This is a genomic window from Comamonas sp. 17RB (assembly GCF_030056555.1).
GTDB classification, from domain to species: domain Bacteria; phylum Pseudomonadota; class Gammaproteobacteria; order Burkholderiales; family Burkholderiaceae_C; genus Comamonas; species Comamonas terrigena.
The window spans coordinates 39,307-62,681 of record NZ_JASHHY010000010.1 but is presented as its reverse complement, the minus strand read 5'-3'; the positions used below and the strand labels follow the sequence as shown (position 1 = coordinate 62,681).

General features: G+C 66.7%; 19 protein-coding genes. 14 read left to right on the top strand and 5 right to left on the bottom strand.

Annotation, left to right across the window (positions count from 1 at the left end; translation table 11 throughout):
• Positions 1-251 precede the first annotated feature (251 nt).
• The 4 genes from QM470_RS17920 to QM470_RS17905 all read left to right on the top strand — a co-directional run bounded on the left by QM470_RS17920 (position 252) and on the right by QM470_RS17905 (position 6,837).
• Entirely contained in the window at positions 252-2,462 is a 2,211-nt protein-coding gene (locus tag QM470_RS17920; RefSeq protein WP_283340209.1) for a methyl-accepting chemotaxis protein, read from the top strand.
• A gap of 100 nt (positions 2,463-2,562) precedes the next feature.
• Positions 2,563-3,048, top strand: coding sequence for an FKBP-type peptidyl-prolyl cis-trans isomerase (locus tag QM470_RS17915; RefSeq protein ID WP_066538025.1), 486 nt, complete (start codon positions 2,563-2,565; stop codon positions 3,046-3,048).
• Between the two features lie 288 nt (positions 3,049-3,336).
• Positions 3,337-5,562 carry a TonB-dependent receptor gene (locus tag QM470_RS17910; protein ID WP_283340208.1) on the top strand — a complete coding sequence of 742 codons (2,226 nt, stop codon included), beginning with the start codon at positions 3,337-3,339 and terminating at the stop codon, positions 5,560-5,562.
• 12 nt (positions 5,563-5,574) lie between these two features.
• The gene (locus QM470_RS17905; protein ID WP_283340207.1) at positions 5,575-6,837 is read left to right on the top strand and encodes a PepSY-associated TM helix domain-containing protein; all 1,263 of its coding nucleotides are present in this window, start codon (positions 5,575-5,577) and stop codon (positions 6,835-6,837) included.
• A gap of 89 nt (positions 6,838-6,926) precedes the next feature.
• Here QM470_RS17905 and QM470_RS17900 read toward each other — a convergent pair whose 3' ends face one another.
• Positions 6,927-7,799 (bottom strand): gamma-glutamyl-gamma-aminobutyrate hydrolase family protein, encoded by an 873-nt coding sequence (locus tag QM470_RS17900; RefSeq protein ID WP_066538019.1) that lies wholly within the window; start codon positions 7,797-7,799, stop codon positions 6,927-6,929.
• Between the two features lie 413 nt (positions 7,800-8,212).
• On the opposite strand from QM470_RS17900, the gene QM470_RS17895 reads away from it, so the two are divergent.
• On the top strand, positions 8,213-8,575 hold the full coding sequence (locus QM470_RS17895; RefSeq protein ID WP_066538017.1) for an HPF/RaiA family ribosome-associated protein: 363 nt from the start codon (positions 8,213-8,215) through the stop codon (positions 8,573-8,575).
• Between the two features lie 274 nt (positions 8,576-8,849).
• Positions 8,850-9,125: a hypothetical protein gene (locus tag QM470_RS17890; protein ID WP_218333206.1), complete on the top strand. Its 276-nt coding sequence runs from the start codon at positions 8,850-8,852 to the stop codon at positions 9,123-9,125.
• A 123-nt stretch (positions 9,126-9,248) separates the two neighbouring features.
• On the opposite strand, the gene dkgB is transcribed toward QM470_RS17890, so the two are convergent.
• A complete protein-coding gene (dkgB, locus tag QM470_RS17885; protein WP_283340206.1) occupies positions 9,249-10,085 on the bottom strand; it encodes a 2,5-didehydrogluconate reductase DkgB in 837 nt (278 codons plus the stop codon).
• A 207-nt stretch (positions 10,086-10,292) separates the two neighbouring features.
• Between dkgB and QM470_RS17880 the strand changes: the two genes are divergently transcribed.
• Complete coding sequence (locus QM470_RS17880) at positions 10,293-11,216, top strand: LysR family transcriptional regulator (protein WP_283340205.1); 924 nt, start codon at positions 10,293-10,295, stop codon at positions 11,214-11,216.
• A 21-nt stretch (positions 11,217-11,237) separates the two neighbouring features.
• On the opposite strand, the gene QM470_RS17875 is transcribed toward QM470_RS17880, so the two are convergent.
• Positions 11,238-11,597: a tRNA-binding protein gene (locus tag QM470_RS17875; RefSeq protein WP_283340204.1), complete on the bottom strand. Its 360-nt coding sequence runs from the start codon at positions 11,595-11,597 to the stop codon at positions 11,238-11,240.
• Positions 11,598-11,859: 262 nt separating this feature from the next.
• Here QM470_RS17875 and QM470_RS17870 point away from each other — a divergent pair, with 262 nt between their 5' ends.
• Positions 11,860-12,825 carry a tripartite tricarboxylate transporter substrate-binding protein gene (locus QM470_RS17870; RefSeq protein ID WP_283340203.1) on the top strand — a complete coding sequence of 322 codons (966 nt, stop codon included), beginning with the start codon at positions 11,860-11,862 and terminating at the stop codon, positions 12,823-12,825.
• A gap of 153 nt (positions 12,826-12,978) precedes the next feature.
• Here QM470_RS17870 and gap read toward each other — a convergent pair whose 3' ends face one another.
• Positions 12,979-13,977 carry a type I glyceraldehyde-3-phosphate dehydrogenase gene (gene gap, locus QM470_RS17865; RefSeq protein WP_066538004.1) on the bottom strand — a complete coding sequence of 333 codons (999 nt, stop codon included), beginning with the start codon at positions 13,975-13,977 and terminating at the stop codon, positions 12,979-12,981.
• A gap of 96 nt (positions 13,978-14,073) precedes the next feature.
• Positions 14,074-16,119: a transketolase gene (tkt, locus tag QM470_RS17860; protein ID WP_283340202.1), complete on the bottom strand. Its 2,046-nt coding sequence runs from the start codon at positions 16,117-16,119 to the stop codon at positions 14,074-14,076.
• A gap of 210 nt (positions 16,120-16,329) precedes the next feature.
• On the opposite strand from tkt, the gene QM470_RS17855 reads away from it, so the two are divergent.
• From QM470_RS17855 to fba, 6 genes are all read left to right on the top strand, one after another.
• A complete protein-coding gene (locus QM470_RS17855; protein WP_283340201.1) occupies positions 16,330-17,124 on the top strand; it encodes a nucleotidyltransferase family protein in 795 nt (264 codons plus the stop codon).
• A 142-nt stretch (positions 17,125-17,266) separates the two neighbouring features.
• Complete coding sequence (locus QM470_RS17850; protein WP_283340200.1) at positions 17,267-18,013, top strand: sulfite exporter TauE/SafE family protein; 747 nt, start codon at positions 17,267-17,269, stop codon at positions 18,011-18,013.
• Positions 18,014-18,151: 138 nt separating this feature from the next.
• Positions 18,152-19,534 (top strand): aminopeptidase P N-terminal domain-containing protein, encoded by a 1,383-nt coding sequence (locus tag QM470_RS17845; RefSeq protein ID WP_280013628.1) that lies wholly within the window; start codon positions 18,152-18,154, stop codon positions 19,532-19,534.
• 47 nt (positions 19,535-19,581) lie between these two features.
• On the top strand, positions 19,582-20,364 hold the full coding sequence (locus tag QM470_RS17840) for a CPBP family glutamic-type intramembrane protease (protein ID WP_280013625.1): 783 nt from the start codon (positions 19,582-19,584) through the stop codon (positions 20,362-20,364).
• A 61-nt stretch (positions 20,365-20,425) separates the two neighbouring features.
• Positions 20,426-21,862: a pyruvate kinase gene (gene pyk, locus QM470_RS17835; protein WP_283340291.1), complete on the top strand. Its 1,437-nt coding sequence runs from the start codon at positions 20,426-20,428 to the stop codon at positions 21,860-21,862.
• 244 nt (positions 21,863-22,106) lie between these two features.
• Positions 22,107-23,171 carry a class II fructose-bisphosphate aldolase gene (gene fba, locus QM470_RS17830; RefSeq protein ID WP_283340199.1) on the top strand — a complete coding sequence of 355 codons (1,065 nt, stop codon included), beginning with the start codon at positions 22,107-22,109 and terminating at the stop codon, positions 23,169-23,171.
• Positions 23,172-23,375: the final 204 nt, after the last annotated feature.

Genomic DNA, 23,375 nt, shown 5'->3' with positions numbered 1-23,375 from the left:
TGCGGGTGACTGCACAGGCCTGTCTGGCTCACGCCGGGCAGGAACCTGTGGGTACTTGCGGCGAAAAAGCGCCTTGCATAGCGCAGGGAACCGCCGGATTTGTTACTTGATTGTTACGCGTTGACGTGGGTCAAGTGCTTTCCGGCGGTGATCGTTAGCCTTGTGATTTTGGGAGTGGACACCGCCGTGGCCCCGAGGCAGGGCCCGGCACTGCAGGTGCACGCGCCGCTCCCCCACCATCAAGAGGCACTATGCACATTGGGCAACGTTACTGGCGCCGCCAGGGCCTGGGAACCAAGCTGGCCATCACCAACTTCGTCTGGGTGGCGGCCATTCTGGCGGCGCTGCTGCTGGGCATTGCCTGGAGCGTGACCCGCGTGATGGAGCACAAGGTGCAGAACGAGCTGGAGCAGGGCGTCTCCATGCTGGGCCGCTTCATCGAGGCCAATGACCGCGATCTGCGCCAGCGCACCCAGTTCCTGGCCGACAGCTTCGCGGCCAGCCTGAACGGCACGCTGGAACTGGACCGCAGCGCCGAGCCGCTGCTGCGCCTGGACGGGGTGGCGCTGAATGGCGACAACGCCCGCATCGACCGCTTCACCCGCGCCACCGGTGCGGTGGCGACGGTGTTCATGCGCCAGGGAGACGACTACCTGCGTGTGGCCTCGTCGCTGAAGACCGACAAGGGCGAACCCGCCACCGGCACCCAGCTGGACCGCCAGCACCCGGCCTATGCCGAAGTCCAGGCCGGACGCAGCTACATGGGCCTGGCCATGCTGTTCGGCCGCCAGTACATGACGCAGTACCGGCCGCTGAAAGATGCCTCGGGCGCCATCGTGGGCATGGCCTTCGTGGGCCAGGACTTCTCGGAGCTGCTGAACAACCTCAAGGCCTCCATCCGCGCGCTGAAAGTGGGCGACGGCGGCTATTACTACGTGCTGCGCAACGACGCCGCCGCCCCAGGCACGCTGGTGGTGCACCCGTCCCAAGAAGGGCAGAGCATTCTGGACTCCAAGGACAGCGATGGCCGTACCTTCATCCGCGAGATCCTGGAGCGCAAGCAGGGCGCCATCAGCTATCCCTGGGCGAATGCGGGCGAGACTGCGCCGCGCGCCAAGCTGGCGGTGTTCGGCGAATACGCGCCCTGGAACTGGACCATCGTCTCCAGCGCCTATGTGGACGAGTTCGTGGCCGAAACCCGCCGCATGATCGCCCTGTTTGCCGCCATGGGGTTGTGTGCCGTGCTAGTGCTGGCCGGGGTGTGGTTCCTGCTGCTGCGCCGCATGATCGTGCGCCCGCTGAACGAAGCCAGCCAGCTGGCCCGCACCATCGCCGCCGGCGACCTGACGGTGAAGATCCCGCACGAGCGCAAGGACGAAATCGGCCAGCTGCTGGACGCCATGAACCACACGGTGGATGGCCTGTCGGATGTGGTGCGCACGGTCCAGGCCCAGGCCGAAAGCGTGGCTGCTGCCAGCGCACAGATCGCCCAGGGCAATCTAGACCTGGCCAGCCGCACCGAAAACGAAGCCAGTGCGCTGGAAGAAACCGCCGCCGCCATGGAAGAACTGGGCAGCACCGTGGCCCACAACGCCGACCACTCCAAGACCGCCGACCAGCTGGCGCGCAGCGCCCAGCAGGTGGTGACCGAGGGCGGCCACGCCGTGCGCCAGGTGGTGCAGGCCATGCAGGGCATTGATGCCGGCAGCCAGAAGATTGCCGACATCACCGGGGTGATCGACTCCATCGCCTTCCAGACCAATATCCTGGCGCTGAATGCCGCCGTGGAAGCCGCGCGCGCCGGCGAGCATGGCCGCGGCTTTGCCGTGGTGGCCGGCGAGGTGCGGGCCCTGGCCAGCCGCAGTGCGGAAGCTGCGAAGGAAATCCAGCAGCTGATCAGCACCAGCGTGGCCGAAGTGCACCAGGGCAATGCCCGTGCCGCGCGCGCCGGGGAAACCATGGAGCAGGCGGTCAGCGAGATCCAGAAGGTCACCCAGCTGATCTCCAGCATCAGCCTGGCCAGCGCCGAACAAAGCACCGGCGTGGCCCAGGTGGGCGAGGCCGTGACCCACATGGACCAGACCACGCAGAAGAACGCCGCGCTGGTGGAGGAGATGGCGGGCGCCGCCGACAGCTTGCGCCACCAGTCCGAAGAGCTGCTGCATGCCGTGGCCGTGTTCCGTGTGCAAGGCGGCGGTCAGACCGGTCTGGCCCGTCGTGCTGCGGCCCACACGGCGGCACGCAAGCAGGCGGCGGCCGCCACGGCCCAGGTGCTCCACACCGTCGCCCATGGAGCCAAGGCTGGCAGCACCTTCAGCAAGCCTGCCGCCGTGAAGGCAGCATCCCCGGCCACCGCCCCGGCACTGGCCCCTGCGCCGCAGGCTCCAGTGGCATCCACTGCCAAACCAGCAGGGCCGGCAGCGGCCACCACGGCCGACACCGAGGAATGGACCAGCTTCTGACCCCTGCCCCCGGGGGGCCGCGGCAGATCGGGGACAATGGTTCCCATCCCAACCAACGGGGTGGCTGCGCAGGCAGCCGCCCCGCTTTTGATTGCAGAGCATGAACATCACCAAAGACACCGCCGTCACCATCCACTACAAGATCCACGCGCTGCTGCAAGGCGGTCTGGCCGGTCCGCTGCTGGACAAGGGCGACGTGGCCTATCTGCATGGCGGTTACGACAACATCTTTGCCAAGGTGGAAGCGGCCCTGGAAGGCAAGCAGACCGGCGATGCACTGACCGTGGACCTGGCGATCGAAGACGCCTTCGGCGAACGCGACGAAAGCCTGCTGCGCACCATCCCCAAAGGCGAGTTCCCCCCCGGCGTGAAGGTGGGCGGCCAGCTGCGCGGCACCAACGACCAGGGCCTGCCCCAGATCTACAACGTGGTGAAGATCAAGGGCCCGGTGGTCCAGCTGGACGGCAACCATCCGCTGGCCGGCCAGGCCCTGCGCTTTGCCTGCACCGTGAGCGAAGTGCGTGCGGCTTCCGAAGAGGAAATTGCCCACCGCCATGTGCATGGCGGCCACGGCCACCACCACTGAGAGGGAGGGGGCGGTGTGCCCGCCGCGTGCCGTGGCACTGCCAGGGCACGCAGGGTCTGCACCGCTTCCGGCCCGTGAGAGCAGCCGCCTTCGGGCGGTTTTTTTGTGCCGAAGCGCTGCTCTCTGCCTCGCCTTCCACCAGGGTTGCGCGGAAAAAGCGAGTGCTTACATGGAATGCGACACTGTGTGCAAGGAGCGACAGACGGCGTCCTTGTCAGGAATGTGGATATACGAGTGAGAATGATTGTCAATAAAATTACGTTGACAATCTTCAACATCCCTGTGTCTATGAGCCATCCAGCATTCCCCCTGCGACCGATTGCGGTCGCTTTGTCTTTGTGGGCCTCTGGCGCCAGTGTCTGGGCGCAGGCCGCCGCCACTGAGCTGGAAACCGTCACCGTCGAAGCCAGCGCCGACGCCTCGGCCGAAGGTCTGTCCAAGCCCTATGCCGGCGGCCAGGTGGCACGCGGCGGCCGTGCCGGCATTCTGGGTACGCGCGACAACATGGACACGCCGTTCTCCATCACCAGCTACACCAATGAGCTGATCCAGGACCGCCAGGCCAAGAGCGTGGGCGATGTGCTGCAGAACGATCCGACGGTGCGGGTGGCGCGTGGTTTCGGCAACTTCCAGGAAGCGTATTTCATCCGCGGCTTCACCCTGAGCTCGGACGATGTGGCCTACAACGGCCTGTACAGCCTGCTGCCGCGCCAGTACATCGCCACCGAGCTGTTCGAGCGCGTGGAAGTGCTGCGCGGTGCCTCGGCCTTCCTGACCGGTGCCAGCCCCAACGGCGGTGGCCTGGGTGGCAACATCAACCTGTTGCCCAAACGTGCCGCTAACGAGCCCCTGAACCGCGTGGGCGTGGGTGTGTCCAGCGGCGGCCAGGCCACGGTCTCGGCAGACATCAGCCGCCGTTTCGGCCCGGACCAAAGCACGGGCCTGCGTTTGAATGCCGCGCACCGCGGCGGTGACACGGCCACCGACCAGGAAAGCGCCAAGCTGGACCTGCTGTCGCTGGGCGTTGACTGGCGCAGCCGCAATGTGCGTCTGTCGGGCGATATCGGCTGGCAGAACAACCGCCTGAAAGAGACGCGCACCAATGTCACGCCCGGCTCTGTGGCGGTGATCCCCAGCGCGCCCGACGCATCGTCCAACTGGGCCCAGCCCTGGTCGTACTCCAACGAGCGCGATCTGTTCGGCACCTTCCGTGGCGAATGGGACATCAATGACGATGTGACCGCCTGGGCCGCCTATGGCCTGCGCCGCAGCAAGGAACGCAACGCGCTGGCCAATGTCACCCTGACGGCGGCCGGCAATGGCGCTGCCACCACCAGCCGCTTCGACAACGCCCGGGAAGACCATGTGAGCACAGGCGAGCTGGGCATTCGCGGCAAGTTCAAGACCGGCAGCGTGGGCCATGAACTGGTGGCCAGCTACTCGCACTTCGACCTCAAGGTGTACAACGCCTACGGCATGAGCACCGGGGCGGGCAATACGCTCAACACCAACATCTACAACCCGACGTCCTACGCCATCACCGGACTGACGTTCCTGGGCAACGATCTCAACAACCCGGCCTACAACCGCGGCGTCACGCTGCAAAGCTACGCGCTGGGCGACACCCTGTCCCTGCTGGATGGCAAGGCGCTGCTGACCCTGGGGGTGCGCCACCAGACGCTCGAATCCGAGTCGCTGACCTACCGCGTTGTCAACAACGGCGTGCAGACCAGTGCCGGCGGTGCGCCTTCTTCAGCCTATGACAAGAGCCGCACCAGCCCGGTGGTGGGTGCGGTGTTCAAGCTGACGCCGCAGGTGTCGCTGTACGGCAATTACATCGAAGGTCTGGTGCAGGGTGACACCGCGCCGGCGACTTCCGGCGGGATTGCCGTTGCGAATGTCGGCGAGCAGCACGCGCCCTACGTCGCCAAGCAAAAGGAAGTCGGTGTCAAGTACGACGGCGGCAAGATTGGCGGTGGACTGGCCTTCTTCTCGACCGACAAGCCCCGTTCGGCCTTTGACCCGGTCACCCGCATCTTTGGATCTTCGGGCGAAGACCGCCACCAGGGGGTGGAGCTGAACGTATTCGGCGAGCCCGTGCGCGGCCTGCGTCTGCTGGGTGGTGCCACCTGGCTGGATGCCAAGCAGCGCAGCACCGGCAGCAGCACCACCGACGGCAAGCGTGTGATCGGTGTGCCGCAGTTCCAGGCCACGGCAGGCGCGGAATGGGATGTGCCTGCGGTGCAAGGCCTGACGCTGGATGCGCGCGTGGTCCATACCGGCGCCACCTACGCCAATGCCACCAACACCCTGCGTGTCAGCGGCTGGAACCGCCTGGATCTGGGCGTGCGCTACATGACCGAAGTGCAGGGCAAGCTGCTGACGCTGCGTGCCCGCGTGGACAATGTGGCGGATCGCAACTACTGGGCCTCGGTGGGCGGCTACCCAGGCTCTGGCTATCTGGTGTTGGGTGCCCCGCGTACCTTTACCCTGAGCGCCAGCATGGACTTCTGAAGGTGACACTGCATGCGTGAATTCTGGACCGTGGTCCACCGCTGGATCGGGCTGACAGTGGCCCTGTTCCTGATCGTGGCGGGCGCCACAGGGGCGGTGATCTCCTGGGACCACGAACTCGATGAATGGCTCAACGCCGACATCATGCACACGCCGGGTCGCGGCGCGCTGCAGGACCCGGTGGCGCTGGCCGCCGCCGTCGAGGCCAGCGATCCGCGTGCCGAAGTGGCCTATATGACCCTGGGACTGGAGGAGGGGCATGCCGCCTCCTTCCTGGTGCGTCCGCGCCAGGACCCGGCCACCGGCCGTCCCTATGTGCTGGGCTACAACAATGTGTTCGTGGACCCGGTGACCGCGCAGGTCACCGGCCACCGTGATTCCAAGAGCATTGCGCTGAGCACCCGCAACCTGATGCCCTGGCTGCGCCACCTGCACGAAAGCCTGCACATGCCCGCCTTCTGGGGCAGCGACCGCTGGGGCTTCTGGCTGATGGGAGGCGTGGCGCTGATGTGGCTGATCGACAGCTTTGTGGCCCTGTACCTGACGCTGCCGCGGCGCCTGGCGGCCCGTGGTACGGCCCAGCGCACGGCGGCACCGGCGCGTTCCTGGTGGGGGCGCTGGCAGCCGTCCTGGGTGGTGCGCTGGCGTGCCGGGGGCTACAAGCTCAACTTCGACCTGCACCGTGCGGGCGGCCTGTGGGTGTGGGGCATCATCATCGTGGTGGCGTTCACCTCGTTCTCGCTGAACCTGTACCGCGAGGTGTTCTACCCGGTGATGCGCCAGATCTCCACCACCACGCCCGGTCCGTACGAGACGATCAAGCCTGCGCCCTACGGCAGCTTCATCCAGCCCAAGATCTCGTTCGCCCAGGCCATCGACATTGCGCGTGCCGAGGGCCAGCGCCTGGGCTTTGCCCACACGCCCGGCGGCATCTGGTACGGCGGGGACTTCCCGTTCTACAACGTGTCGTTCTTTGATCCCACGGACGAAATGGGGGCCATGGGCATGGAGATGTCGAACATCTACGTCAGTGCGGAAGACGGCACGGTGCTGGGCATGCACCGCCCCTGGCACGGCACGGCGGCCGATGTGTTCGTGCAGCTGCAGCTGCCGCTGCATTCGGGGCGCATCCTGGGCATGCCGGGGCGCATCCTGATGTCGCTCATGGGCCTGATGGTGGTGATGCTCTCGGTCACCGGCATCGTCATCTGGGAACGCAAGCGCCGCGCACGCCGTGCGGTGCGGGTGGCGGAGCGGGCGGTATTGGCGCGCTGAGACGCCGGCGGGCAGCCCTTTGCCAACCCCTTGCACACAGCCGCCTGCGGGCGGCTGTGTCGTTGCTGGAGCACCGGCGCAGCCGGTGCTCAGCGCTTGCGCAGCAGGGCGCGCCGCAGCATGCGGGCCGCGCGGTCGCGGATCTGGAACGGGCTGTGGCTCAGTGCCGGACGCACCTGGGCGCGTTCGCAGGCGGCCAGAAAATCTTCCAGAATGACGCGGTCGTCCAGGGTGCGGCCTTCGGGGTCGCGGAACTCGGGGTGCCACTGCGTGGCCGCGATATAGCTTTTGCCGCCGATGCGGCGGTGGATGGCTTCGGGGATGCGGTCCGGAATGCTCCAGGCCTCGATGTCAAAGCCCGGCGCCACGTTCTTGATGCCTTGGTGGTGGATGCTGTTGACCCGTGCGCGTGGCTGATTCGGGTAGAGCCGGTCCAGGCGGCTGCCGGGCACGATGGCGATGTCGTGCTGGTGCTTGTCGTAGGTGATCGGGTTGCGGTGCTGCTGTGCGCCGGGCACCTGGGTTTCGATGTCCTGGTAGAGCGTGCCGCCAAAGGCCACATTGATCAGTTGCAGGCCGCGGCAGACCCCGAAGATGGGCTTGCCGGCCTGGCTGAAGGCCTCCACCACCGCCATGTCGTACAGGTCACGCACCCGGTCGCCCAGCCATTCGGGCTGCAGCGGTTCCTCGCCATAGCTGCCGGGCCACACGTCGGCACCGCCGTGCATCACCACGCCATCCAGCCATTCGGCGTAATGCGCCAGCGTCACGTCGCCGCGCGCGGTTTCGCCGGTGGGGCAGGGCACCATGACCACCATGGCGCCGCTGGACATGATCCAGTGGGCGATCGACTGTTCGACATACTGCAGTGTCTTGCCGGTGAACAGCGGCCGGTAAGGGTCGGCATGGGAGAAACAGGCCGAGAGGCCAATCTTCAAGCGGCGGGAGGCGGGCGCGGTCATGAGCATCCATGCTAGTGCGCATGCGCCCCTTTGTGCGCAGTCGATCCGGGTTTTACATGTAGGCGCAGTCGTACGGCAGAACGGGATGTACATCTGGCGACGCCTGCAACTTCGGGCTACTTTGTGCTGTTTGCTATGAATTTGGAAGTGTTTGAGGCAGTCTGCATGCGCACTGGTGTGCCATTGACTGTGGCTGCCGGGCCACGAAGTAGGACTTGACGGACATCAACAGGCGTCCTTCTCGTGGCGACGAAAGGCTGCGCCGCAGGCCGAACTGGGGCATCATGAAACCGTGCATGGCAGGCCGGAGCCGGGCAAGTACCACCAGGTCAACCCGAGCGGGCCGTGGCGGGTGAAGCCGTTTCACCGCTGCGCAGGCCATGCGCGGCAGCAAGGCAACAAGGAGGAAGCTGATGCAAGTTCAAGTTCATGCCGACGACTCCATCCAGGGCGGCGATTCGCTCGCGCAGTGGGCCCAGGAAGAAATCAACACCCGTCTGGCACGACTCAAGGATTACGTGCAGCGCGTGGAGGTCTACCTCACCGGCGTCGATGCCCTCAAAAGCACCGGTGGCCCCGGCAAGCGCTGCGTGCTGGAAACCCGTGCCAATGGCCGACCCCCGATTGCGGTGAATGCCGAGGCCGAAAAGGTGCATGAAGCCTTTGCCGTGGCCGTGGACAAGCTGCTGCGTGCGGTGGACACCGATCTGGGCAAGCTCAAGGACAAGAACGGTCGCGAGAGCGTGCGCGGTGTGGAAGACCCCGCCGTGGGCTAGGGTTGGAGGGCCACAGGCCCGGAGCCCGTGCAGGGCCCCTCGCCTGTGCGCACAGGCCGCCGGACAGGCGGCCTTTTTTTGTGCCCGCCGCTGCGGCGGGTGACCGGCCGGGCCCTGTGGCCGGGGGCCGAAGTAGGCGTTGACGGGGCTGGGCCGGATACAGCGCCTTGGCTGACAGACGGTGGGACCGGCGGCAGCTAGAGTGGGTGTCCCGTTGCTGCATGACAGCACGCGGCCGGATTGCACGGCCCATCACAAGGAAAGGAACTTGCGCATGAGCACCCATCCCCCCATTCCCGACCCAGCCGACGACAGCGACACCGACGGCCTGCCAGCACGCTTCTCTGCCCGGATTGCGGGCCTGGTCCAGCACCGTGTGGGAGACGGTCCGCTGGAGCCGATACCCCGGGGCCAGGACGTCGTGGTGGACCTGGCCATCGCCAGCATGGTGGTGTCCTGGACCAGCGAGGGCCAGCCCGTCACCGTGACGCTGTCACGCGAAGAGTTTCTGGAATACGTCGATCTGGGCGCCATCCAGATCACGGCCTGAAGTACGGGCCCCATGGGGCCTCAGGTCGTCTCACGGGGACGGCCTTGCCGTCAAAAAAAAGCTCCGACAGGAGCTTTTTTTGTGGCCTGCGCGCTGTGGCGTGCGGACCGCAGGAGGCAGGTCTCAGTCCCACACCGGGGCCAGGCCTTCGGGGCTGACCTGGCGGTCGCCGCGTTCCAGCGCATCGATGCGGGCCATGTCGTCCGCGCTCAGGCGCAGCGTGCGGCTGGCCAGATTGCTCTGCAGGTGGGCGCGCTGGGTGGACGAGGGGATCACGGCGATCCCGTGCTGCATGGCCCAGGCCAGCGCCACCTGGGCGGGGCTGGCGCCGTGGGCGGTGGCGATCTCGGTCAGCACCGGCTCGCCCAGCAGCTTGCCATAGCCCAGGGTCATGTAGGACGTGGTGTGGATGCCGTGCTGGCGCGCGAAGTCCACGACAGCGCGGTTTTGCAGATAGGGGCTGAGCTCGATCTGGTGGGTGGCAATCTGGTCGGCACCCACGGTGTCGATGGCCTGCTGCAGCAGCGCGGTGTTGAAGTTGGAGACACCGATGTGGCGCGTCAGGCCCAGTTCCCTGGCGCGCTGCAGGGCCCGCAGGCTGTCCTGCAGCGGCACGTCGCGCGACGGCCAGTGGATCAGCGTCAGGTCCACATGGTCGGTGCGCAGGTACTCCAGGCTTTGCTGCATGCTGGGGATCAGGGCATCGGCACCCAGGTGGGCGACCCAGATCTTGGTGGTCAGGAACAGGTCCTGGCGCGGCACGCCGCTAGCGGCGATGGCGCTGCCCACATCGGCCTCGTTCTCGTAGATCTGCGCGGTGTCAATGGCGCGGTAGCCCAGCTCCAGGGCGGTGCGCACGGACTGTTGCACCACATCGCCCTTCAGGCGGAAAGTGCCCAGGCCCAGCGGCGGGACCACGGAAAGGGCAGCGGCAGCGGGGTGTGCCAGGGTATCGGTCATGGGAAGGCTTTCAAAACAGGGGCGGCGCCGGTGGCCGGACACCGCCGGGGGAGGAGGCAATGGCAGGTGCTGCCACCGCGGTGGCAAGGCGTTGCGGGGCCATCACGAAGCATGGCTGCAGTGTGGCCCAGCCATCTCTGCAGAAAAAGCCCTGAATCCACAGAAAATAATTGACTGAAAATCAACAATTGCGCCAAGCTCGGGCCCATGCAATCCACTTTGGAAGAACTGCTGGCCTTTCGGGCCGTGGTCGACACCGGCAGCATCACGGCTGCGGCCCTGCAACTGGACCAGACCACGTCCGGCATCAGCCGCAGCCTGTCGCGGCTGGAGAAAAAACTGGCCACCACCTTGCTGCGCCGCACCACGCGCAAGCTGGAGCTGACCGAGGAAGGCGCGCGCTTTCTGGCACAGGCCCGTGCCGTGCTGGAGGCCCTGGACGCCGCCGAGGAGGACCTGGCCGTGCGGCGCCAGGCCCCGGCGGGGCCGCTGCGTGTCAATGCCGCTTCGCCTTTCATGCTGCATGTGGTGGTGCCGCTGGTGGCGGCGTTTCGTGCGCGCTACCCGCTGATCACGCTGGAGCTGAACACCGATGATCTGCACATCGACCTGCTGGAAAAGCGCACCGACATTGCCATCCGCATTGGTGCGCTGCGTGACTCCACGCTGCACGCGCGCTTGCTGTGCCACAGCCCGCTGCGGGTGCTGGCCAGCCCGGCCTATCTGGAAGAGCATGCGCGCATCCGCAGCGTGGCCGATCTGGCCCAGCACCAGCGCATAGGCAACAGCCAGGTGCCGGGCTTGAACCAGTGGCCGCTGCGCACCAGCGATGGCGGCGAACGCTGGGATGCGGCGCCCCAGCTCACGGCCTCCAGCGGGGAGACCATGCGCCAGCTGGCGCTGGCTGGTCAGGGCGTGGTCTGTCTGGCCGACTTCATGACCGTGCGCGACCGTGCCCAGGGGACGCTGGTGCAGGTGTTGCCGCAGTCCACCGTGCTGCAGCGCCAGGCCATCCATGCCGTGTACTACCGCAACACCGCGCTGGCGGCACGCATCACGGCGTTTCTGGATTTTCTGGCGGCAGCGATGGTGCCACCCACGGACAGCGCCGGAGGCCGCGAGCACGCCTGAAGCCGGCGCCTCCAGCCACCGTCAGAGCAGCTTGGTGCCCAGTGGCACCTCCCGGTCCGGCACGCACAGCGCCACATGGCCGTCTGCATTGTGAAAGCCGGTCACCAGGCATTCGGACTGGATGGGACCGATCTGCTTTTTGGGAAAGTTCAGCACCGCCACCACCTGCCGGCCCACCAGCTCTTCAGGCTGGTAGAGCTGGGTGATCTGGGCGCTGGACTTGCGCAGGCCCAGGGCCGGGCCGAAGTCCACCTGGAGGAGGTAGGCGGGCTTGCGCGCCTGGGGGAACACTTCGGCCGCCACGATGCGGCCTACGCGCAGTTCCACTTGCAGAAAATCGTCAAAGCCGATCGGCGCGTGCAGGGAAGAGGGTGCAGTCATGGCGTCCATCATGCGGCCTCCGGGCGTGGCAACTGTCGTGCAACCCTGGTGGTGGCGCCCGGAGCCTGAGCATCGCCCAGTGACGGCAGCCCCCGGGCCTTCGGTTGATTTGGTAGTTTGCACATGGCAAATGATTGGTTGGGTTTCACAGGGTGGCTGGCCAGAATCGGGGGCTCGCACTCCCTGCGATACACAGGCGCCTTGCCGCTGTCGTGCTGCGCAGGTGGGTGCTTTTTTTCTTCCCCCCTGTATGACTGTCGCGATGATCTTCTCCCCCCTCGCCCGCCGTTCCCTGCTGGCTGCTGCCGTGGCCGTTTCCTTTGCGTCTGCCGCCCAGGCCGAGCGCCTGATCCGCATCGTGGTGCCGTTCGGTGCCGGTGCCACACAAGATACCGTGGCCCGCACCTTCAGCAACGAACTGGGCCAGGCCCTGGGCGCCACTGTGGTGGTGGAAAACCGCGCGGGCGCGGGCGGCAGCGTGGGCACATCCCAGGTGGCCAAGGCAGCGCCGGATGGCAACACCCTGGTGCTGGCGGCTGCCAGCCACAACCTGGCCAGCCACCTGTACGCCAAGCTGCCGTATGACGCACAGAAGGACTTTGTCGGCGTCTCCTTCCTGGGCCGCACCGGCTATGTGGTGGGTGTTCCCGCCAGCAGCGGCATCGGCTCGCTGGCGGCCTTGCTGCAGCGTGCCAAGGCCCAGCCGGGCCAGTTCAACTATGCCTCGGCGGGCAATGGCAGCGCTTCCCACCTGGCCAGTGCCCTGCTGGCGGCGCAAAGCGGCGTGCAACTGCAGCATATTCCAATGAAGTCCACAGGCGACGCCACCACCGAGCTGCTGGCCGGCCGTGTGCAACTGGTCACCGGCGCCACCATCGGCATGCTGGCCTTCCAGCATGATCCGCGCGTCAAGCTGCTGGCGTATTCGGGCCAGCAGCGCTCGCGCTTCCTGCCCGATGTGCCCACGGTGGCTGAGGCCGGCGTGCCCGGCTATGCCTTCGATTCCTGGCTGGGTCTGCTGGCGCCGGCCGGCACACCCGCCGCCGAGGTGGAGCGCATCAATGCCGCGGTGCGCAAGGTGCTGGCCGAACCCGTGGTCCAAGAGCGCCTGGCCCGCGTGGGCGTGGAAGCCGGGACCTTGCCGGTGCCGGCATTCCAGCAGTTGCTGAAAGACGACTGGGTGGCGGCCGGCCAGATCGTCAAGGCGGCCGGTGGCCGCATCGAATAAGCCGCCATCCGCCGTTAGCCGCCTTCACCAGCGGCAAGCGGTATCCCGCAGATGCAAAAAAGCCAGCCGCGTTGCCGGGCTGGCTTTTTTGGTGGCGGATCGCTGCGGAGCCGCAAGGCCTGCACAGCGATCCGTGCAGGGAAGCCGCTAGGCTTACTTGGCCACCACGCGCACCATTTCCAGGCACTTGTTGGAGTAGCCCCACTCGTTGTCGTACCAGGACACGACCTTCACGAAGGTCTTGTCCAGTGCGATACCGGCTTCGGCGTCGAACACGGAGGTGCAGGTTTCACCGCGGAAGTCGGTGGCCACCACCTTGTCTTCGGTGTAACCCAGCACGCCCTTCAGAGCGCCTTGGGACTGTGCCTTCATTTCGGCGCAGATTTCTTCGTAGGAAGCTTCGGTGTTCAGTTCCACGGTCAGGTCGACCACGGACACATCGGAGGTGGGCACGCGGAAGGACATGCCGGTCAGCTTCTTGTTCAGCTCGGGAATCACCACGCCCACAGCCTTGGCAGCGCCGGTGCTGGAGGGGATGATGTTTTCCAGAATGCCACGGCCGCCGCGCCAGTCCTTGTTGGACGGGCCGTCCACGGTCTTTTGCGTGGCGGTGGCTGCGTGCACGGTGGTCATCAGGCCGCGCTTGATGCCCCACTTGTCGTTCAGCACCTTGGCCACGGGAGCCAGGCAGTTGGTGGTGCACGAGGCGTTGGAGATGATGGCTTCGCCCTTGTAGGTGGCGTGGTTCACGCCGAACACGAACATGGGGGTGTCGTCCTTGGAAGGAGCGGACAGGATCACCTTCTTGGCGCCCGCGTCGATGTGCTTCTGGGCGGTTTCCTTGGTCAGGAACAGGCCGGTGGATTCGATCACCACGTCGGCGCCGACTTCGTTCCACTTCAGGTTGGCGGGGTCGCGTTCCTGGGTCAGGCGGATCTTCTTGCCGTTGACGACCAGGGTGTTGCCTTCGACGGAGACTTCACCGTCAAAGCGGCCGTGCACGCTGTCGTACTTCAGCATGTAAGCCAGGTAGTCGGGCTCGAGCAGGTCGTTGATGCCAACGATTTCGATGTCGCTGAAGTTCTGCACTGCGGAGCGCAGCACGTTGCGGCCAATGCGGCCAAAACCGTTGATACCTACCTTGATGGTCATGGTTGCCTCGTCTCTAGGGATGGTGAAAACAAAAACCGGATCACTCTAGGCAAAACGCCCACCAAAGCCAAGCCAGGGTGGGCGTCTTGATCGTGATTACTTGTTGCGGCGCAAAGCTTCGCGCACGGTGTCGGCCACGTTCTCGGCGGTGAAGCCGAAGTGCTTGAACAGCACCGGTGCGGGAGCCGACTCGCCATAGCTGTCGATACCGACCACGGCAGCGCAGCCGTACTTCCACCAGAAGTCGGTCACGCCCATTTCCACGGCGACGCGGGGCAGGCCGGCGGGCAGCACGGACTGCTTGTAGGCCATGTCCTGGCGGTCGAAGGTGGTGGTGCTGGGCATGGAGACCACGCGCACGGCAATCTTCTTCTCTGCCAGTTGCTTCTGTGCCGCCAGGGCCAGTTGCACTTCGGAGCCGGTGGCGATGATCACGGCCTGGGCCTTCTTGCCCTTCAGGCCCACGTCCTTGGGCTCGGAGAGCACGTAGCCGCCGCAGGCGATGTTGTCCAGCGCGTCTTCGCTCTTGGGCGCATAGGCCAGGTTCTGGCGCGACAGCAGCATGGCCGTGGGGCGGTTCTTCTGGCTGATGGCCACGGCCCAGGCCATGGCGGTTTCGGTGGTGTCCGCGGGGCGCCACACATCCAGACCGGGGATCAGACGCAGGCTGGCGGCGTGCTCGATGGACTGGTGGGTGGGGCCGTCTTCGCCCAGACCGATGGAGTCGTGGGTGAACACGTGGATCACGCGCTGCTTCATCAGCGCGGCCATGCGGATGGCGTTGCGGCTGTAGTCGGAGAAGGTCAGGAAGGTGCCTGCGTAGGGGATGTAACCACCGTGCAGCGCCACACCGTTCAGGATGGCGGCCATGCCGAACTCGCGCACACCGTAGTTGATGTGGCGGCCGATCTTGCCTTCTTCGGTCTTGACCACGGCACCGTTGTCGTCCACGCGGAAAGCGGGAGTGGACTTGGTGTTGGTCAGGTTGGAGCCGGTCAGGTCGGCGGAGCCGCCCAGCAGTTCGGGCAGCGCGGCGGTCAGGCCTTCCAGGGCCAGCTGGCTGGCCTTGCGGCTGGCCACGGTGGCGCCGGCGTCATGCGCATCGGAGGCGATCTGCGCGGCCACTTCGGCGAAGTTGTCGGGCAGGTTGCCGGCCATGCGGCGGGTGAAGGCAGCGGCCAGCTCGGGGTAGTCCTTGGCGTAGGCGGCGAACTTCTTGTCCCAGGCGGCTTCGGCCTTGGCGCCCTGGTCCTTGGCGTCCCAGTCGGTGTAGACATCGGCGGGGATTTCGAAGGGACCGTAGGTCCAGCCCAGTGCGGCGCGGGTCAGCGCGATTTCTTCGGCACCCAGGGGTTCGCCGTGGGCCTTGGCGGTGTCCTGGCGGTTGGGCGAACCCTTGCCGATGCTGGTCTTGCAGCAGATCAGCGTGGGCTTGGTGGCGCTTTTCTTGGCTTCGGCGATGGCAGCGTCCACGGCGTCCACATTGTGACCGTCCACGGCGCGGATCACATTCCAGCCGTAGGCCTCGAAACGCTCGGGCGTGTTGTCGACGAACCAGGGCGTGACCTTGCCGTCGATGGAGATGCCGTTGTCGTCGTACAGCGCGATCAGCTTGTTCAGCTTCCAGGCGCCGGCCAGGGAGGCCGCTTCGTGCGAGATGCCTTCCATCAGACAGCCATCGCCCAGGAACACGAAGGTGTGGTGGTCCACGATCGCGTGCTTGTCCTGGTTGAATTCGGCGGCCAGCAGCTTTTCAGCCAGGGCAAAGCCCACGGCATTGGTGATGCCCTGGCCCAGCGGGCCGGTGGTGGTTTCCACGCCCGGTGTCACGCCCACTTCGGGGTGGCCGGCGGTCTTGCTGTGCAGCTGGCGGAAGTTCTTCAGTTCCTGCAGAGGCAGCTCGTAGCCGGTCAGGTGCAGCAGGGCGTAGATCAGCATGGAGCCGTGGCCGTTGGACAGGATGAACCGGTCGCGGTTGGCCCAGTGCGGGTTCACGGGGTTGTGCTGGAGGTGGCGGCTCCACAGCGCCACGGCCATGTCGGCCATGCCCATGGGGGCTCCGGGGTGGCCGGAATTAGCTTGTTGAACAGCGTCCATAGCCAGCGCGCGGATTGCGTTGGCCATCATTTGGGTGTTTGCCATGGAGGGCAGCTCCGAGGGGTGAGTGTGCAAAGAGATGGGCGGGATTTTACCGATGTGGCTGCGGCGAGTTTCATACGGGTTACAGAGCCCCCTGTGCAGCGCGGGGGCAGCGCAGTCGGAAATCACGCTGCTACGTGGAAATGTGAGCGCCACAAGCCCTACAGTAGCGGCTGCGGTGCAGGCCTGACACCGCGCAAGACAGGACAGGACATGAGCTCTTTACCGGCAGAACCCCACTCCCGCGCTGCGATGCTGCTGGCCGCAGGCCGTGGCGAGCGCATGCGCCCGCTGACCGACACCACCCCCAAGCCGCTGCTGGCCGTGCGGGGCCGCGCGCTGCTGGACTGGCATGTGGCCGCGCTGCAGCGCGATGGCGTGGGCCATATGGTGGTGAACACCGCCTGGCTGGGAACGCAGATTCCCGCGCACCTGAACGCGGCCTGGCCCGCGCTGGCGGCGGCCGGCGGCCTGCGCTATTCGCACGAAGGCGCGGATTTCGGCCATGCGCTGGAAACGGCCGGCGGCATTGCCCGCGCCCTGCCGCAGCTGCCGCCCGTGTTCTGGCTGGCGGCAGGTGATGTGTTTGCGCCGGATTTCGTGTTCGATGCCGCGGCACACGACGCGTTTGCCGCCGGCGACGATCTGGCCCATCTGTGGCTGGTGCCCAATCCGGCGCACAACCCGCAAGGCGACTTCGGCCTGGCGGAAAGTGTGCCGGGCCACGACAAGGGCCGCGCCGTGAACGTGCCAAAAACGCAGGCCAGCGCCGCGCTGGCGGCCTTGCCGCGCTATACCTACAGCACCATCGCGCTGCTCAAGGCCGAACTGTTTGGCGCGCCCTGGTGCGACCTTCCCGCGGGCAACCCGCAGGGCGGGGCCGCGCCGCTGGCGCCGCTGCTGCGCCGTGCCATGGATGCCGGGCGCGTGGGGGCCAGCGTCTACCGCGGCCTCTGGGTGGATGTGGGCACGCCCGAGCGGCTGGCCCAGCTGAATGCATCGGCCTGAAAAGCAGAGCACCTGTCGCTGACGCAGCAAACGTTGGCGTAATAAAAGTGGTGCAATGTGCCGGCCTGGTACCGCAGGCAGCTCCTGTTTTTGTTGAATTCCCCATGGGTGGCCGGGGCAAGCGCCGCCAACGGACAGGCATATGGATGTGGATTGGAGCACCTACGGGTGGTTGATAGCGGTGGTGGTCGTGGCGTCGGCCTGCCAGAACCTCACCGGTTTCGCCTTCGGGCTGATTTTTGTCGGCATGGCCGGTGCCCTGCACCTGATGCCGATTGCCGATGCGGCCAACGTCGCAGGGCTGCTGTCCCTGGTCAACGGCGTGGTCTACCTGCGCAGCCACCCGTTCCAGCCGCGCTGGGACATGCTCAAACCGATTCTGGCCAGCAGCCTGATCGGCGTGGTGGGCGGGCTGGCGCTGCTGCACTGGCTCAGCGGCGATCTGGTGAACGTGCTGCGCATGCTGCTGGGTGTGACCATCATTGCCTGCGCCATCGTGCTGCTGTTGCAGAAAAGCCAGCGCGCCACGCTGTCAGGGCCGGGCTCCATGTGGGTGGCAGGCGGTCTGTCCGGCCTGCTGGGCGGGCTGTTTTCCACCTCCGGGCCGCCCATGGTCTACCACCTGTACCGCCAGCCGTTGCCGGCGGCCCTGGTGCGCCAGTGCCTGCTGGTGATGTTCCTGGCCAATACCGTGCTGCGCCTAGGCATCGTCATCCCCTCGGGCGGGATGCGCTGGTCGTCGCTGCTCACGGCGGCCGTGGCCGTGCCGGTGGTGACCGGCGTCACCTGGCTGCTGGCCAAATACCCGCCGCCGTTGTCCACCCGGGTGCTGCAGTGGATGGTCTGCAGCCTGTTGCTGGTGGCCGGGGTGAGCATGCTGCTGGCGTAAGCCACCTGCACCTGCACCTGCTAGGCCGGGCCGGCACCCGTGGTGCGGGTGGGGGCGGCGCCACAAATTTTGGCCCCTGGCGGCCTCCGGGCGGCCATCTGGCGCGCAGCGGGTCGCGGCAGCGCTACGATAGCTGCCATGACCTCTGTTTACGCCCAACGCCGCGCGCGCCTGGCTGCCCAACTGGGCGCCGGTGGCATTGCCATCATTCCCACTGCGCCGGAGCGGGGGCGCAACCGCGACAACAGCTACCTCTATCGCCACGACAGCTATTTCTACTACCTGACCGGCTTCACCGAGCCCCAGGCCACGCTGGTGCTGGCGGCCGACGGCAGCAGCACGCTGTTCTGCCAGCCCAAGGACCTGGAGCGCGAGATCTGGGACGGCTACCGCCTGGGTCCGGAAGCCGCCGTGGCCAGCCTGGGGGTGGATGCCGCCTATCCCGTCACGGAACTGGGCAGCCGCCTGCCGCGCCTGCTGGAGAACCAGGAGCGCGTCTGGTACCCGTTTGCCACGCACGAGGGCCTGGCCGCCCAGGTGGAAGGCTGGCTCACCGCCGTGCGCGCCCGCTCCCGCTATGGTGCGCTGTGCCCCACGGCGCAGGGCGATGTCTGTGCGCTGCTGGATGACATGCGCCTGGTCAAGGATGCCTATGAGCTGGACGTGATGCGCCGCGCCGGCGTGATCAGCGCCCGCGCCCATGTGCGTGCCATGCAGCGCTCGGCCCGCATGCTGCGCGCCGGCGAGGACTGCCGCGAATACCACCTGGATGCCGAGCTGCTGCACGAATTCCGTCAGGGCGGCGCCCAGGGCGTGGCGTATGACTCCATCGTCGCGGCAGGTGCCAATGCCTGTGTGCTGCACTACCGCGCCGGCAATACGCCGGTGCGTGCCGGCGAGCTGGTGCTGATCGATGCCGGTTGCGAGCTGGACAGCTACGCCAGCGACATCACCCGCACCTTCCCGGCCGATGGCCGCTTCACCGGTCCCCAGCGCGCGCTGTACGAACTGGTGCTGGAAAGCCAGAAGGCCGCCATTGCCGTGACCCGTGCCGGCCGGCGTTTCAACGACCCGCACGATGCCACCGTGGCCGTGCTGGCCCAGGGCATGCTGGATCTGGGGCTGCTGGACAAGTCCACCTACGGCACGGCCCAGGATGTGATCGATTCGCGCGCCTACTTCCAGTTCTACATGCACCGTACCGGCCACTGGCTGGGCATGGATGTGCACGACTGCGGCAGCTATGTGGAGGCCAGCGAGCTGGGCCAGTCCAGCCAGCGCAAGGACCCGCTGTCGGGCGAGACCATCACCAACCGCCCCAGCCGCATCCTGCACCCGGGCATGGTGACCACCATCGAGCCCGGCATCTATGTGCGCCCGGCGCCCGGCGTGCCCGAGCAGTTCCACCACATCGGCATCCGCATCGAAGACGACGCCGTGGTCACCGACGGTGACTGCGAGCTGCTGACGCGCGGCGTGCCGGTCGAGCCCGATGACATCGAAGCGCTGATGCGCGCCTGAGACCACGCCTTGCTGCCTTCTCCCTCCCGCCCGCCCTGCCCGTCGCCATGATGCACCCCGCCTCCGACGACGACGCCCCTGTGTCCCTGCCTGCCGAGGAGTTGCGCCAGCCGCTGCGGCTGAGCCTGTTGCTGTGGCTGCTGGGCCTGCCCGGTGTGGTCGGCATGGCGTGGCAGGTGGGCCAGCGCCTGCCCAGTGGCCACCTGCCGGGCTGGGCCCTGCCGGTGATGGGCAGCGTGCAGAGCCTGCTGCTGCTGGCGGCGGCCGTGTTCTTTGGCGCCTGGCTGTCCCCGCGGGTCGGTCTGGGCGCACCCATGCTGGGCTCCCTGGTGCAGCGGCGCAGCCGGCCGGTGACGGCGCTGCAGCAGATGTGGTTGCCCGGCGTGGCCGGCGGCGTGATGGGCGCCGCCTGGATGGTCACGCTGGCCCAGCTCACCCCGGATGCGCTGGCGCCGGGCGACCCGGTGCAGGCCTTGCCGCTGTGGATCAAGCTGCTGTACAGCGGCGTGGCCGAAGAGCTGCTGGTGCGCTGGGGCATGATGAGCGTGCTGCTGTTCGCCCTGTGGCGCATGCTGCAGCCGCGTGGCGGCGCCCCCCGCAGCGGGCTGGTGTGGACGGTCATCGCGCTGGCGGCCCTGCTGGGTGCCGCTTCCAATCTGCCGGCAGCCATGGCGCTGATGGGCGGGCTCTCCCCGGAGCTGCTGGCCTATGTGCTGCTGAACCACACCGTCTTCGGCCTGCTGGCGGGTTACATCTACTGGCGCCACGGGCTGGGAGCGGCCATAGTGGCCCATACCCTGGCCCTGGCACTGTCCCATGGGCTGACCTGATCCCCTGGCCCTTTCCCTTTGATAGCTGGAATCCATGAGCATCCCCGTCCCCTACACCCACCTGCAGGTGCGCCGCGCCACCAAGATTGTTGCCACCCTGGGCCCCGCTTCCAGCGAGCCGGAACTCTTGGCCCAGATGATTGCCACCGGCGTCAACGTGGTGCGCCTGAATTTCAGCCACGGCACGGCCCAGGACCACATCGACCGCGCCACCATGGTGCGTGCTGCGGCCCAGCGCGTGGGCCGGGAAGTGGCCATCATGGCCGACCTGCAGGGCCCCAAGATCCGCGTGGGCAAGTTTGCGGCCGGCAAGGTGATGCTGGAAGCCGGCCAGCCCTTTGTGCTGGATGCTGCGCGCACCGAACCCGGTGATCTGGGCGGCGTGGGCCTGGACTACAAGGAGCTGCCGCGCGATGTGAAGTCGGGCGATGTGCTGCTGCTCAACGACGGGCTGATCGTGCTGACCGTGGACCGCGTGCTGGGCGATGCGGTCTACACCACGGTCACCATCGGCGGCGAGCTGTCCAACAACAAGGGCATCAACAAGCAGGGCGGCGGGCTGACGGCCCCTGCACTGACGGCCAAGGACATGGAGGACATCAAGACCGCCATGGGCTTGGGCGCGGACTATGTGGCGGTGAGCTTTCCCAAGAACGCCACCGACATGGAAATGGCACGCCAGCTGTGCAGCGTGGCGGCGGCAGGCAGCGGCCACCGCCCGGGGCTGATCGCCAAGATCGAGCGCGCCGAAGCCATTCCCCAGCTGGAGGCCATCCTGCGCGTCTCCGACGGCATCATGGTGGCGCGCGGCGATCTGGCCGTGGAAGTGGGCAATGCCGCCGTGCCGGCGCTGCAGAAGAAAATGATCCGCATGGCCCGCGAGATGGACAAGGTGGTCATCACGGCGACCCAGATGATGGAGAGCATGATCACCAACCCGGTGCCCACGCGCGCCGAGGTCAGCGATGTGGCCAATGCCGTGCTGGACGGCACCGATGCGGTGATGCTCAGCGCCGAGACCGCGGCCGGCAAGTACCCGCTGGAGACCGTGCGTGCCATGGCCGAGATCTGTGCCGCCGCCGAGGCCGCCGAGGAGCCGCGCAAGGATTCGGACTTCATGGACCGCCAGTTCCGCCGCATTGACCAGGCGATCGCCATCGGCGCGCTGTTCACCGCCCACCACCTGGGGGCCAAGGCCATTGTGGCGATGACGGAAAGCGGCTCCACCGCGCTGTGGATGAGCCGCCACCGCATCCACATTCCCATCTACGCGCTCACCCCCAAGGTGGCCACGCAGCGCAAGATGGCGCTGTTCCGCAATGTGCGCCCGCTGCTGATGGACACCAGCGCCGACCGGGACACCGCCCTGGAGCAGGCAGAAAACCATTTGCGCATGCGCAACATCGTGCAAAGCGGCGATGTCTATGCTATCACCTGCGGCGAGCCTATGGGCCAGCCCGGCGGCAGCAACATGCTGAAGATCTGCCAGGTGGAGTGAGCCGGGGTGCAGGCGCCGGGCGCTGCGGCTGCGGGCCGCGTTCCGGCGCACTGCGCGGCCAGGGCTTCTGGCCGCACGCCGGGCCGGGAGGCGGCACCGTCCGACAGGGAGACCCCGCGCGGCCTTTCCCCTGCCGGTGCCACTGTGCGGGCAAATCGTTAAAATCGACCGGTTACCACGTGGTTACGGCCACGTTTCCTTGCGGCCACCGTGCCCTTGATCCACTTTTAACGGAACCACGACCATGCCTTTGATCTCGATGCGCGAAATGCTCGACCATGCCGCTGAAAACGGCTATGGCATCCCCGCCTTCAACGTGAACAACCTGGAACAGGTCCAGGCTGTGATGTCGGCGGCTGACGAAGTCGGCGCGCCCGTGATCCTGCAAGCCAGCGCTGGCGCCCGCAAGTACGCCGGTGAGCCCTTCATCAAGCACCTGATCCAGGCCGCTGCCGAGCAGTACCCCCACATTCCCCTGGTGATGCACCAGGACCACGGCACCACACCCGAAATCTGCCAGGGCGCGCTGAACCTGGGCTTCGGCTCGGTGATGATGGACGGCTCGCTGATGAGCGACGGCAAGACCCCCTCGTCCTTCGACTACAACGTCGACGTGACCCAGAAGGTGGTGGCCATGGCCCACCAGATCGGCGCCACCGTGGAAGGCGAACTGGGCTGCCTGGGCAACCTGGAAACCGGCGACGCCGGTGAGGAAGACGGCATCGGCGCCGTCGGCAAGCTGGACCACAGCCAGATGCTGACCGACCCCGAGGAAGCTGCCGTGTTCGTGAAGGCCACCCAGCTGGACGCGCTGGCGATCGCCATCGGCACCAGCCACGGCGCCTACAAATTCAGCCGCAAGCCCACAGGCGACATCCTGGCCATCAGCCGCGTCAAGGAAATCCACGCCCGCATCCCCAACACCCACCTGGTGATGCACGGCTCCTCGTCGGTGCCCCAGGAACTGCTGGCCATCATCAATCAGTACGGCGGCAAGATGAAGGAAACCTACGGCGTGCCCGTCGAGGAAATCCAGGAAGCCATCAAGTACGGCGTGCGCAAGATCAACATCGACACCGACATCCGTCTGGCCATGACCGGCGCGGTGCGCAAGTTCCTGGCCGAGAACCCCGACAAGTTCGATGCCCGCGAATGGCTCAAGCCGGCCCGCGAAGCCGCCAAGCAGGTCTGCAAGGCCCGCTACATCGAGTTCGGCTGCGAAGGCCAGGGCGGCAAGATCAAGGGCTACAGCCTGGAACAGATGGCCAAGAAGTACGCCGCAGGCGATCTGGCCCAGCTGGTCAAGTAATCCGGCCCTGGTGATGGCTGCCCGCGCTACAGGCTGTAGCGCGGCAGGTCCGGCACCCACCCACCCGCAGTGCGCAAGCCTGCGGGTTTTTTTGCGCCTGCAGCCGGGGTCACGAGCGACGGCATGCAGCGCCTAGGGTTGCACCCTAGGGTAACCACAAGTACCGAACGGCCGTGCTTTTTATCAGAATGGGGGATCGCGTTA